The following is a 13,175-nucleotide window of genomic DNA, read 5'->3' as shown; positions in this document are numbered from 1 at the left end:
AATTCCGAATAGGAAGGGAGAGTTGGATTTTGGACATTGAAAGAATTAACGATCATACGATGAAGTTTTTTATTACGTACGTTGATATAGAAGATAGAGGGTTTAATCGAGAAGAGATTTGGTCCAGTCGTGAACGAAGCGAACAATTGTTTTGGGAAATGATGGATGAAGCTCGCGATCATGATGATTTCTTTATTGATGGGCCACTATGGATCCAAGTACAGGCGATGGATAAAGGCATTGAAGTACTTGTAACGAAAGCACAGCTTTCAAAAGATGGACAAAAATTAGAATTACCAATAGGTCTAGATAAAATCATTGATATTCCTCTAGATGAGCGGATTGAATCACTATTTCAACAAGAGTTAGAGGAAGAGATGGAAGCGGGAACAAACTTTAACGAAGATGGAACATTTGGTTTTTTAATTAAATTTGATGATTTTGAAGACGTTATTTCGTTAAGTCATCGTCTTATATTTGAAGATATAAAAGATGAATTGTATTCGTTTGAAGACCGCTATTATGTATATGTTGAATTTGATGAAGTGCTACACGATGAAGAAGAAATTGACCGTATTTTAAGTATTATTTTAGAATATGGGGAAGAGTCTACTTTAACGGTTCACCGTGTAAGTGAGTACGGTAAACAGGTTGTTAAAGAACGCGCACTTGAGACGATTCGCAGTCATTTTTCTCCTAAAACGTAGGCCGATTTCAATATTATGAAATCGGCTTTTTATATGATGGGTATGATAAGAGTAGAAAAGCTATGTAAGTAAGGGGGGTAGGAATGAAAAATACATTAAAGTTACTTTTCTTTTTTCTAGGTTTATTCGCAGTGTTTGTTTCGTTACGAATGTTTATTGATGTAGCATTTTATTCGGATGTTATAGGCATAAAAGATATTTCGTTTTTAGGAATTATAAGTATTGTATTTACTATTTCTGCATTTTTAATTGGCTGTGTTATTTTCTTGGAAAATCGGCATCCATCTAAAACATTGACATGGTTAATTGTACTCGGTATTTTTCCTGTATTTGGTTTCTTTGCGTATTTATTGTTTGGACAAAACTTCCGCAGAAAACGAATGTTTCAAAAGAAGGCTCTTTTGGATGAACAAGCTTTCTTACAGTACAAAGGACATGAAGATTATCAAGAACGCATTTTACAGAATCATAAACATCAAGAACTGCTATTTCATTTAGCGGATCGGCTTGGTGCGTTAAATATTTCATTTCAGACAGAAACAAAAGTGTTAACGAATGGGGATGAAACGTTTCAAGCGATTTTAGCAGGATTGCAAAAAGCGAAGCATCATATCCATATGGAATATTATATTGTACGTGATGACAAGCTTGGTACACAAATTAAAGACATTTTAATTCAGAAGGCGCAGGAAGGTGTTACCGTCCGTTTTTTATATGATGCGGTTGGAAGTTTTAAGCTGTCAAATGCTTATATTGATGAATTAAACGATGCAGGTGTCGAGATGATTCCTTTCTTTCCAGTGCGTTTTCCGATTTTGAACGATAAAATTAATTATCGAAATCATCGAAAAATCGTTGTCATTGATGGAAATGAAGGTTTTGTGGGCGGACTGAATATTGGTGATGAGTATTTAGGGAAAAATAAATATTTTGGATTTTGGCGAGATACGCATTTGTATTTACGAGGTGAGGCCGTTCAAAGCCTGCAGCTCATATTCGTACAAGACTGGTTTTATATGACAGGGGAAGCAGTATTAGCACCTGAATATTTACAGGCGGAAGCAGTGGATGGAGATCATTGGGGCGGTGTCCAACTTGTCGCAGGTGGGCCAGATAATAAATGGGAGACAATTAAGCATCTTTATTTTGCAATGATCGCTTCGGCAAGGAAGTCTATATGGATTGCTACACCTTATTTTATTCCAGATGATGATATTTTATCTGCATTAAAAGTAGCAGCTCTTGCGGGCATTGATGTCCGTTTATTAATGCCGAGTAAACCGGATAAACGAACGGTGTTTTATGCATCAAGGTCTTATTTTCCAGAGTTATTAGATGCAGGGGTAAAGGTATACGAATATGAAAAAGGTTTCCTTCACAGTAAAATTGTCATTGTCGATTCTGATTTAGCATCAATTGGGACAGCGAATATGGATATGAGAAGCTTTCATTTAAACTTTGAGGTGAATGCCTTTTTATATGATACGGATAGTATTCGAAAGCTTGTTAAGGATTTTGAGGAGGATTTACAAGAATCCAGTGAAATTCATGTGGATCATTTTCATAAACGCCGCCTTCATAGGCGAATTGTAGAATCGGCATATCGTTTATTATCACCTTTATTATGAGGAGGATGTTCTTACAAGGACGTCCTCTTTTTGTCTAAAAAGGAATTTGTAATAAATTGTAGAATACAAAGCGGTATAGAAAGGATGTGGTATTATGTTTGTTGCAAGGAGAGAAAATGGAGGGAAAGTTCACCTTCTTGAAAGCTGCAATGAAAAGGAGCTACTTGCAATGCGAAAGAAGGAACGCTTTTTTTGCCCGATTTGCAGGCGAGAGGTGCAGCTCAAGTTAGGGAAGCAAAAGAGATGGCATTTTGCTCATAAAAAATTAAATCAGTGCCTCGTTTCATTTGAGCCTGAATCCGCTTATCATATGCGCGGGAAGGACCAGTTATATAGATGGCTCAAGTCGCAAGGATTTCATGTAAAAATCGAACATTACCTCCCAGAGATTCGCCAAAGACCCGATCTGTTTATTGAAATGAAAGGAAGACGGATTGCAATTGAATATCAATGCGCCTCTTTATCCACTGAGCAGTTATTAAAACGAACGCGTTCCTATTGGGAAATAGGGATACAAATCATTTGGATATTAGGTGGAAATCAACTGAAAAGGCACTCTGCTTATTGGATCTCATTATCCTCGTTTCATTTTCTCTGCATACAATCTTATCCTCAGCCTTCACTTCTCTTTTTTTGTCCAAATAAAAAATCATTTCTGAAATGCGAACTTCTTACCCCGTTTTCTGCAAAGGTTTATTTTTCACAGATCATGTATTTCCCGGTACGTACCGTTACTTTTGAGAAACTCTTTTGCCAAGCACCAATTACGAAAGAACGATTGGAGCGGGAATGGCAGAATAAAAAGACCTACTTTCGAACGAATGTCCTTCCAATATGGAATTATAGTCATAAATTACTTTTACATCTTCTATATCAATATCACCTTTCTCCCTCTTGTTTTCCATCTGAAATTGGTGTTCCTCTTCCATCTGCATTTGCATTTCAAACACATCCTTTTGTATGGCAGGCTCTTCTTTGTATAGACTTTATTGGCAAATTTAAAATTGGAGAATATTTTTCATTACATGCTGTTTTTTACTATGTAAATAAAAAGCGTAGTATTCAAAGGCGCGCGTTACCGTATTTTTCGCAACATGTATGGCAATTGGCAATCATAGAGTATGTAACATTTTTATGTAAAGTAGGAATGATTGAAAAAGTGGATGTGCATAAGTACCGAAAAATAAGGCGATTTATGATGCCGAAAACAGAAGGGGAAATCAAAGAATACGATGCGATTTGTTTGTCACATGCACTATCTTTGTTTGAAACAAAGTACAACATGGGAAAAGGAAAAGCGGATATAATAAAGGAGTATCCTGAAGGAATTACATAAGCAGAATCGAATTGTACTAGTAGAGATTAAAAGGGGGTTTTTATTGATGTCTAATCAAAAAACAGCAAAAACATTGCCAGACCGCAGTGAGATTGAAGAAATGAACACATGGCGTTTGGAAGATGTTTTCCAAACTGATGAAGAATGGGAAAAAGAATTTCAAGCAATAAAAGAATTACTACCAAAGTTAACTGAATTTAAGGGGAAACTTGGTGATTCTGCTGATTCATTATTAGCGGCTTTACAATATGAAGATGAAGTCTCAATGAGATTAGGAAAATTATATACATATGCTCATATGCGTTACGATCAAGATACAACAAATTCTGCTTATCAAGCGCTAAATGATCGAGCAACAAACTTATATTCTCAAGCGTCCAGCAGCATGGCGTATATCGTTCCTGAAATTTTAACAATTTCAGAAGAACAATTACAGTCGTTCTTACAAGAAAATAAAGAATTAAGTGTGTATGAACATGCGTTAGAAGAAATTACACGTCAGCGTCCGCATGTACTGTCAGAGGCGGAAGAAGCATTGTTAGCAGAAGCATCTGAGGTTATGAGTGCATCAAGTAATACATTTGGTATGCTTAATAATGCGGACTTAAAATTCCCATCTATTAAAGATGAAAATGGTGAAGAAGTAGAAGTAACACATGGCCGTTATATTCAATTTTTAGAAAGCGATGATCGTCGTGTTCGTCATGATGCATTCCATGCTGTTTTTGAAACGTATGGGAAATATAAAAATACATTTGCAAGCACACTTAGTGGTGCAGTGAAACGTAATAATTTCAACGCGCGCGTTCGTAAATACGATTCTGCACGCCAAGCTGCGTTAAGCAATAATAACATACCTGAAACAGTATATGACCAACTTGTCGAGACAGTAAATGATAACTTACATTTATTGCACCGTTATATTGATATTCGTAAACGTGCACTAGGTCTTGATGAACTGCATATGTACGATTTATATACACCACTTGTACCAGAAGTGAAAATGAATGTGAAATATGAAGAGGCACAAGAGATTCTGTTGAAATCTTTAAACGTCCTTGGTGATGAGTATGTTGAGATTTTGAAAGAAGCATATGAAAATCGCTGGGTAGATGTATATGAAAACAAAGGAAAACGAAGCGGTGCGTATTCATCTGGTGCATATGGAACAAATCCGTATATTTTAATGAACTGGCATGATAATGTAAATAATTTATTTACACTTGCACATGAGTTTGGTCATTCTGTGCATAGCTACTATACAAGAAAAACACAGCCACATGTATATGGTGACTATTCCATATTCGTTGCGGAAGTTGCATCAACTTGTAACGAAGCAATTTTAAATGATTACTTATTAAAAACGACAGAAGATAAGAAAGAACGTTTATATTTATTAAATCATTATTTAGAAGGATTCCGTGGAACTGTATTCCGTCAAACGATGTTTGCTGAATTTGAACATATCATTCATAAAAAGGTACAAGAAGGCCATGCAGTAACGCCAGATATGTTAACAGAGATTTACTATGATTTAAATAAAAGATACTTTGGCGATGCTTTAGTCATCGATAAAGAAATTGGCTTAGAGTGGTCTCGTATTCCGCACTTCTATTACAACTATTATGTTTATCAATATGCAACAGGATTTAGTGCGGCAACAGCTTTATCAAAGCAAATTTTAGAAGAAGGACAACCAGCAGTAGAACGTTATATTAACGAATTCTTAAAAGCTGGAAGCTCCGACTATCCAATTGAAGTATTGAAAAAATCAGGAGTAGATATGGCATCACCAGAGCCTGTTAAAGAGGCATTACAAGTATTTGAAGAGAAGTTAAATGAATTAGAAGCGCTATTATTTGAAGGTAAATAATAGCGAAAGAAGGAGGGCGAGAGTGGAATTTCTCGCCTTCTTTCTTTTTAAAAACCTTTGAACCGCTTTCTATGATTGAAATAAGAGAGGCCAATAACAATGACTGCAAACAAAAGAGGCAAGGCAATCATCTTTGGAAATGCTTGTAATAGTGAAAGGATGTACAGAAAAAAAGAAATACAAATGCCAAATAGTAGAAAGAAGATATGTGTTTTTTTCATAAAATCCCTCCTAAAAAGCTTCTTTTCATAGCTTATTCAGTAATGAAAACGTTTAGAATGTGACAAAAGTGTGAAATTCGACAAAAAGGCTTGTCATCTGACGTCGAATCTTGTAATATAATAAGCGTGAACGAATTCACATACAAACATATACCCCTTTGTTTGAACGTGAAAATTTCTCCCATCCCCTTTAATATTTTTATAAGCCGTAAAGAAAAAGACCTGGTGTTTACACCAGGTCTTTTTCTTTTGCAATCCATTTCCAATAACGTTCGCATTTCACTTCAATCATTCGTACTTTTCTTTTCAATGACAATTTTTTTAGTTCTCGTTCTATTTCTTGCTCTGAGCAGTTATAAATAAATGCAATTTCTTTTGATGACATAAATTGGACCATTTCTAATAAGAATTCCAGTGGTGGTAAAGGTGCTGGCTCAATGTCACATTTTACAATTTCTTTTAAGAGTTGTACGTACACATCATACGAATAAATTCCTGCAATTTTAATGCCCTCTTCATCTGAATTTGCATGAAAGAATACGAGAGAAGGGATTTCGGTAATGTGCATTTCGTTTGTGAACTTTAAATCGCACTGAAATGCTTTTTTTGCACTAATCGAATGTAAATCTTTTTTAAATTCTTCTACATCAATGCCGCTTTGTTCTGCACATGCAAGTAGTGATTCCAAATCTGGTTTTGATACATTTTCAAGAAAAATGTATTCTTGAAGTTTCCGTAAAAATTTCGAACCTGCTTTTCGACCTTGCAACTCAGCTGCTTTAATTGCCATAGAAACTAAATACGGTGTAGATGAGGCGTCCTGCATATGTACTTTTCCATCGCATGAAAAGCCGTGCAAACTTGTTGTCTTTTCCCACACAAATCGAATATTAGCAGGTTTATTCCATTTGTGTGGGGAGGCGATTGCCCCTTCCACTTTGCCGGTTAATATGTGCCGAATCGAAAAATATTTTCCGTATTCGAGCCATAATTTAATGATGACTGGTTCGATTTCCCAGCAATCTTTGCAAAGTGGATCAATAAACAAATAGGCTTCCACAGATTTATGTTCGCATTTGGAAAGAGAAGGAATGCGCATATGCTTTGCTTCCTGTTTATCCATTACGCTTCACCTGTTTCGTTTGGAGTGTTGACCATATGCTGCGCAGTTAATGCTAAACGTTCAAAAACAAATTCTCGAATCTGCCCTTGTACTCCTGTATCTTCCATTGCTTGCTCCATACATGCTAACCAGGCTTTCGCGCGCTTTGGTGTAATCTCAAAAGGGAGATGGCGTGCTCTTAGCATAGGGTGACCATGTTCCTCTGTATACAAATTCGGCCCACCTAAATACTGCGTTAGAAATTGCTTCTGCTTCCTGGCTGTTTCTGTCAAATCGTCTGGGAAGATGGGAGATAAGTCAGGGTGTTTACTGACATAGGAATAAAACGTATCGACTAATGCTGCAATGCCTTGTTCACCGCCAATTGCTTCAAATGGTGTCATCGGTTGCTTGTTCATCCTGTATAAACTCCTTTTTCCATCAAATGTATATCTATTGTAGCAATGGATTGTCACGAAGAGCAACTAAACAGCTCTTGTGTAATCCTTTGCCCATTTTTTCCTTAAGATAAAGCTAAATATAAGTGCAACATTGGTAAAGGTGAACCATTAGTAGGAAAAGCACCTACTGATGGAAGTTCCATTTTACCCAGCTACTCACAATCAGTAACCTTCCTTTTCAAAGAAGAAAAAACAAAGAGGGAAGGACTGACCGTAAGAGCCCGATTGGTGAGGGCTTTCCATCAGTGAGAAAAAACTTCTACTAATGGAAGTTTCACTTTAGCGTGCTTTGTTTTGTTTGGCAAGAAAAAAGCGTTGCACTTTATTTTTTGTATGGCGAACAGGTATATGGTATTTGTTCAATAAATTGAGGAAATCAGCTTTGCCCGCTGCTTCATCTTGTACTTCATATTCAAGTTCATAATCATCGTGATTGTAATAGAAACTATGATCAAATACAAGTGTGCCGCCCTTAAATGTAGTTTCTGCTCGTTCTGTTGTTAAGCTTCCCATATAAGCTAAAGTAGAAACAGGGATTTGCAGGGCATGTAGTTGATCTGCTACAGGGCCTGGAATGAGCCCGTTTGTTTCCATCATTAGTTGTGCTTCTCGTGCTGTTAAAGGTTGATGAGTTTCCAGTAACCCAATTTCAGCTGGTTGTTTTAAAGTTAATGTATAAGCTCCGTCTTTATGACGAATACGAAGAGCAGAGCCTGCTGCTTTTAAAGAAAAATGAGGTGTTTCAAAGTAATGATTCACTTGTTTTGTAAATGATTCGATAGAAAACACATCGCATAATGCTTGAAATTCTTCTTCTGTGACCATATTTTTAAATTCAATTTCAATTTCTTGTGTCATTGTATAAGCTCCTTCTTAAGAGTAATTCTTTAGACATTATCGCTTTTTCGCAAATTTGGTTCAATGTTTTATTTGTTTGCGTCTATGTTATGATACAATAATAGTGTGAAGTAAGACAGGAAGTTGATATGGAGGAGTTAGAGCATGCAAAATAAAATCCAAGTTAAGAGCGTAGAAGAAAGAGAGAATGCTCTTATTTTTTGTGCGGAAAATATTGAAATACAAGTGGAGGAGTTAAAGGCGCGTAATCACGTACTTGTAGACTCAGATCATTTATCATTTTTATATATTTTAGAAAACGAATCAGCATTCATTTATGTAAGTATTCCGCATACATGTTGGGAAGCAATGCACAGTGCAATGAAGAATGATAAAGCAATGTTTGTTTGTGTAAATAATACTGAAATTGAATTAGCACAATTGAAAGAAGAAGTGGAATATTTAATTGAAAATATTGAAGGTAATGCAAATTACGGAGAAGAACTTGTAACGACTGTAGAAAAGGTATTTCTATAAGCAAATGGATTGACTTTGGTGGTGGTTGAAATGAATCGTAATTGGGAAGAATTTTTAGCGCCGTACCACCAAGCGGTGGCAGAGCTAAAAGTGAAATTAAAAGGAATGCGTTCTCAGTTTACAATGTTAACAGAACACTCTCCGATCGAGTTTGTAACAGGTCGGGTAAAGTCGGTTGCAAGTATTATTGATAAGGCGGAAAAGAGAAATGTACCGCTTGACCGACTCGGAGAAGAAATGCAGGACATCGCTGGTCTTCGGATGATGTGTCAATTTGTTGATGAGATTAAGCCTGTTGTCGAATATCTTCGAAAACGAAATGACTTTGAAATTGTGGAAGAACGAGATTATGTGACGCAAAAGAAAGAAAGTGGTTATCGTTCATATCACGTTGTAATTAGTTATCCTGTTCAAACGATTTGTGGAGAGAAAAAAGTATTAGTTGAAATTCAAATTCGAACATTAGCAATGAATTTTTGGGCAACAATTGAGCATTCTTTAAATTACAAATATAGTGGGCGTTTTCCAGAAGATATTAAAGTGCGCCTTCAGCGTGCGGCAGAAGCAGCATTTTTATTAGATGAAGAAATGTCTTCGATTCGTCTTGAAATTCAAGAAGCACAAAAGGTTTTTTCGCGCAAACAAGAAGCGAAAGAATCCGAATCATAAACTAAAGGGTGTTGGGCGATGAAATTTGCAATTATGTCAAAGGGAGATCAATCATCAAACGCACTTGCAAGTACAATGACAGGTTACTTGCAAGATTTTGGGTTTACAATGGATGAGGCGGAACCCGATATTGTAATTTCTGTTGGGGGGGATGGGACGCTCTTATACGCGTTTCATCGTTACTATAATCGATTAGATGAGACAGCTTTTGTTGGTGTACATACAGGACATTTAGGGTTCTATGCAGATTGGTTGCCAACAGAAGTAGAAAAACTTGTGATTGCAATTGCGAAAACACCGTTTCAAGTGGTGGAATATCCGCTTTTAGAAGTCATTATTCGCTATGTGAATGGAAGTAAGGAATCACAGTATTTAGCAATGAATGAAGCGACAGTAAAAAGCGCAGAAGGAACATTAGTAACAGAGGTGGAAATTCGCGGAGAATATTTTGAAACGTTCCGCGGGGACGGTCTTTGTATTTCTACTCCTTCTGGAAGTACAGCCTATAATAAAGCGCTAGGCGGAGCAATCATTCATCCTTCGATTGAAGCGATACAAATTGCGGAAATGGCTTCGATTAATAACCGTGTGTTCCGTACAGTTGGTTCACCGCTTGTTTTACCGAAGCACCATACATGTGTTTTAAAGCCATCGGCAGGAATGAATTTACAAATTACGGTCGATCATTTAACGATGGTTCATCAAGACGTAAAGTCAATTCAATACCGCGTTGCAAACGAGAAGGTGAGATTCGTTCGTTTTCGCCCATTCCCATTTTGGAAACGTGTTCGCGATTCGTTCGTTGCGGGTGAATAGAGAGGATTTATGTATTTGAGAAGATTTACATTAAAATGGTGTATGACAGAAGCAGAGAAGGGAATGCTCATTCGGGAATTTCTAAAAACGAAAGGGATTTCTAAAGCTGCTTTGACAGATATAAAGTTTCAAGGTGGGGCAATTGAAGTTGACGGTAAGCATGCGACGGTTCGGCACGTATTACAGGCCGAGGAAGTATTGCAAGTGTTTTTTCCGGTTGAGGAGAGAAGTGAAGGAATGCTGGCTGAAAATATTCCACTGACTGTCCTGTATGAGGATGAATCCGTAATGGTAATCAATAAAGAACCATACATGTCAACCATTCCGTCAAGGGAACATCCGGCAGGAAGTGTTGCGAATGCGCTTCTTTATCATTATGACAGGCAGAATCTTGCAAGTACGGTGCATATTGTAACGAGACTGGACCGTGATACGTCAGGACTTATGCTTATTGCGAAAAACCGTTTCATTCACCATCTTTTATCAAAACAGCATCAGCAAAAGCAAGTGAAGCGAACATATGAAGCAATCGTTCATGGAGAATTGCTAGAAGAGTCGGGAACGATTGATGCGCCAATTGGAAGAAAAGGCGATAGCATTATTGAACGAATGGTATGTGAAGACGGTCAAAAAGCAGTTACGCATTTTCAGGTGATGGAGAGATTTCCTGATAAAACAAGAGTCTCACTGCAGTTAGAAACAGGAAGAACACATCAAATTCGTGTACATATGGCATATTTAGGCCATCCGCTATTAGGGGATGACTTGTATGGGGGAAGTAAGTCGCAGATGAAACGACAAGCGCTCCATAGTACGAGTTTAACCTTCTATCATCCTATTTTAGAAAAACAGATAAAATTTCATGCGGATGTGCCAGAAGATATGAAAGAATTATTAAAATAAGCTGCCTTCACATGAGGGCAGCTTTATTTTTTAGTTATGTAATTGGACGGAATTTCTCAGGCACAAACGGCATCGAAGAAGGAACTGAAATCGTCTCCATCTCTGGATAGCGCAGCCCTGTTAGTTTCCCGCCAAAAACAGCTCCTGTATCAATATTTACCGTATGATTGACAAAACGAGGTTCTGCCACAGGAGTGTGACCATACACAATCCAAGCTTCTCCTTCATAATGCTTCGCCCAATCACGGCGGACAGGTGAACCATCAGGATGTTTTTCTCCAGTAATGTCCCCATATAATACGAAAGTTTGGACTTTCTTATCACTTCTTCCGATATAATCTTGGCGAATACCAGCGTGACAGACGATGAGTTTTTTGTTATCAAGCACATGATAGAGAGGTGACTGTTCGTAAAGATCGATAAATTTTTTCTGTACTATTTTTTGTTCGCGAGTTTGAAGGGCTTCATATTCAGCGACAGTTGTTTCTAATCCGTGTGCGATTGTTACGTTACGTCCGATGAAAAATCGGTACAACTTATTACAATGATTTCCCGGAGCGTAATAAGCTTCTTTTTTATTTATTACAAGCTCCCATACAATTTTAATCATTTTTAGGGATGCCGGGCCACGGTCAGTAATATCTCCGACAAAAGCAAGTTGTCTCTTCTCTGGATGGACAGGAAGACCGCTATCCCAGTTATAACCGAGCTGCGCTGTTAATGTTTGAAACTCTTCTAAACAGCCATGGATATCTCCGATAATATCGTACTTCATTTCACAACCTCCATCTTATTTTTACTTAGTATACCTAAATTGGATATAGAAAAAACCATACCCGCTGGATATGGTCTAATCAAACATAAACGTTTTTGTTCGCGATCGTACGTTCAGTACAAAGCCAATCGCAATCATATATGTCAGTAAGGAACTACCGCCATAACTCATAAGAGGAAGGGTAATCCCTGTAATCGGAAGTAATCCAATTGTCATCCCAATATTTTGGAATACTTGGAATGTAAACATTCCAATCGTTCCTGCACATAAATAGCTACCGAATGGATCATTACTTTCTAAAGCGATATGAATCATACGATAAATTAATAGGAAGAACAGTGAAATAACAACGCTTGCTCCTAAAAATCCAAATTGCTCAGCAATGTTTGTGAAAATAAAATCGGTATGCGGTTCTGGGAAGTATACTTGACCATTCTCCCAGCCTTTACCGTGTAATTCACCTGATCCGGTTGCTAAAACAGCTTGCCTTAACTGATATCCTTGTGTTTCATATTCATAAGGTGCTAACCAGCCGTAGAAACGATCTAATTGATATTCTTTTAAAATATGTTCTTTAAAGAATGCTGTATGCGCAAAGTAAGTGTACGTTAACGCAGAACCAGCTGCTATAACAAGTGTAGCTAAACCGAAAATAAAGCGCCAGCGTATACCTGAAACTAAAATCATCGCGGCGAGCATCGCTGAAATAACCATTGTATTTCCTAAGTCTGGTTCTTTCGCAATTAAAAGTAGTGGTGGTAAACTTGCGCCAAATATTTTGCCGAGTAAAATGAGATCCTCACGCGGCGTCCGAAACGGATACTTTTCATTATGATTGACGATAATGCGGCCAACGACAATGATTAAAAATAACTTCATAATCTCGGAAGGCTGGAAGTTACCAAGGCCTGGAACACTGTACCAAGCAGTAGCCCCTTTAATTGTTACAGCTCCAGGAACTTTTAATTCAAGTCCAATAAGTAAAATCATCGCAAATCCATACAAGTACCAAGCGATTTGTTTATATCGGTCAAAATCAATAACCATAATCGCAAAAATTGCGATGGCCCCAATGAAATACCATTGAATTTGTTTCGCAACAAAGTTTACCTGTTGTAAAGCCGGTGGTAAAGATGGTTGTGCACTTGCGATAGCAAAACAACTCACAGCCCCGATTACGAGTACAATCAGGATTAATATGTAATCTATTCGATATTGAGAATTCTTATCTTTCAACGTACGTAGTCCTTTCTATTGCTCTTTGCGTAATACAAAAAAAGACGCTATTACCATATTAGCGGATTTTGGAT

At 37.3% G+C, this 13,175-nt stretch carries 14 protein-coding genes; 8 read left to right on the top strand and 6 right to left on the bottom strand.

Features of this window, described 5'->3' with window-relative positions:
- Positions 1–29: 29 nt before the first annotated feature.
- The 4 genes from mecA to pepF all read left to right on the top strand — a co-directional run bounded on the left by mecA (position 30) and on the right by pepF (position 5,544).
- Positions 30–707: an adaptor protein MecA gene (gene mecA / locus ORL93_RS23735; RefSeq protein WP_003195931.1), complete on the top strand. Its 678-nt coding sequence runs from the start codon at positions 30–32 to the stop codon at positions 705–707.
- An 83-nt stretch (positions 708–790) separates the two neighbouring features.
- Positions 791–2,335, top strand: coding sequence for a cardiolipin synthase (gene cls, locus ORL93_RS23730; RefSeq protein WP_003195932.1), 1,545 nt, complete (start codon positions 791–793; stop codon positions 2,333–2,335).
- Between the two features lie 94 nt (positions 2,336–2,429).
- Positions 2,430–3,671: a competence protein CoiA gene (locus ORL93_RS23725; RefSeq protein WP_265959611.1), complete on the top strand. Its 1,242-nt coding sequence runs from the start codon at positions 2,430–2,432 to the stop codon at positions 3,669–3,671.
- Between the two features lie 46 nt (positions 3,672–3,717).
- Positions 3,718–5,544: an oligoendopeptidase F gene (gene pepF, locus ORL93_RS23720; protein WP_265959610.1), complete on the top strand. Its 1,827-nt coding sequence runs from the start codon at positions 3,718–3,720 to the stop codon at positions 5,542–5,544.
- A gap of 69 nt (positions 5,545–5,613) precedes the next feature.
- Here pepF and ORL93_RS23715 read toward each other — a convergent pair whose 3' ends face one another.
- The 4 genes from ORL93_RS23715 to ORL93_RS23700 form a co-directional block, all read right to left on the bottom strand.
- A complete protein-coding gene (locus tag ORL93_RS23715) occupies positions 5,614–5,727 on the bottom strand; it encodes a hypothetical protein (protein ID WP_157837860.1) in 114 nt (37 codons plus the stop codon).
- Positions 5,728–5,994: 267 nt separating this feature from the next.
- The gene (locus ORL93_RS23710; RefSeq protein ID WP_097794819.1) at positions 5,995–6,888 is read right to left on the bottom strand and encodes a ClpXP adapter SpxH family protein; all 894 of its coding nucleotides are present in this window, start codon (positions 6,886–6,888) and stop codon (positions 5,995–5,997) included.
- On the bottom strand, positions 6,888–7,286 hold the full coding sequence (locus tag ORL93_RS23705) for a globin domain-containing protein (RefSeq protein ID WP_003195936.1): 399 nt from the start codon (positions 7,284–7,286) through the stop codon (positions 6,888–6,890). Before ORL93_RS23705 ends, ORL93_RS23710 begins: the two co-directional genes overlap by 1 nt.
- Before the next feature lie 321 nt (positions 7,287–7,607).
- On the bottom strand, positions 7,608–8,186 hold the full coding sequence (locus ORL93_RS23700; protein ID WP_006093952.1) for a CYTH domain-containing protein: 579 nt from the start codon (positions 8,184–8,186) through the stop codon (positions 7,608–7,610).
- A 144-nt stretch (positions 8,187–8,330) separates the two neighbouring features.
- Between ORL93_RS23700 and ORL93_RS23695 the strand changes: the two genes are divergently transcribed.
- The 4 genes from ORL93_RS23695 to ORL93_RS23680 are packed head-to-tail and all read left to right on the top strand — an operon-like array spanning position 8,331 to position 11,090.
- A complete protein-coding gene (locus tag ORL93_RS23695) occupies positions 8,331–8,702 on the top strand; it encodes a UPF0738 family protein (RefSeq protein ID WP_265959609.1) in 372 nt (123 codons plus the stop codon).
- 30 nt (positions 8,703–8,732) lie between these two features.
- Positions 8,733–9,371 carry a GTP diphosphokinase gene (gene yjbM / locus ORL93_RS23690; protein WP_016113795.1) on the top strand — a complete coding sequence of 213 codons (639 nt, stop codon included), beginning with the start codon at positions 8,733–8,735 and terminating at the stop codon, positions 9,369–9,371.
- A gap of 18 nt (positions 9,372–9,389) precedes the next feature.
- Positions 9,390–10,187 carry an NAD kinase gene (locus tag ORL93_RS23685; protein ID WP_003195940.1) on the top strand — a complete coding sequence of 266 codons (798 nt, stop codon included), beginning with the start codon at positions 9,390–9,392 and terminating at the stop codon, positions 10,185–10,187.
- Positions 10,188–10,202: 15 nt separating this feature from the next.
- Entirely contained in the window at positions 10,203–11,090 is an 888-nt protein-coding gene (locus ORL93_RS23680) for an RluA family pseudouridine synthase (protein ID WP_026008407.1), read from the top strand.
- A 34-nt stretch (positions 11,091–11,124) separates the two neighbouring features.
- Here ORL93_RS23680 and prpE read toward each other — a convergent pair whose 3' ends face one another.
- Complete coding sequence (gene prpE / locus ORL93_RS23675; protein WP_265959608.1) at positions 11,125–11,865, bottom strand: bis(5'-nucleosyl)-tetraphosphatase PrpE; 741 nt, start codon at positions 11,863–11,865, stop codon at positions 11,125–11,127.
- A 75-nt stretch (positions 11,866–11,940) separates the two neighbouring features.
- Positions 11,941–13,101, bottom strand: coding sequence for an FtsW/RodA/SpoVE family cell cycle protein (locus tag ORL93_RS23670; RefSeq protein WP_018764018.1), 1,161 nt, complete (start codon positions 13,099–13,101; stop codon positions 11,941–11,943).
- Positions 13,102–13,175 lie beyond the last annotated feature (74 nt).

This window comes from Bacillus sp. DHT2 (assembly GCF_026241455.1).
In the GTDB taxonomy this organism is placed as follows: Bacteria; Bacillota; Bacilli; order Bacillales; family Bacillaceae_G; genus Bacillus_A; species Bacillus_A pseudomycoides.
This window is presented reverse-complemented; position numbering and strand designations above follow the sequence as displayed.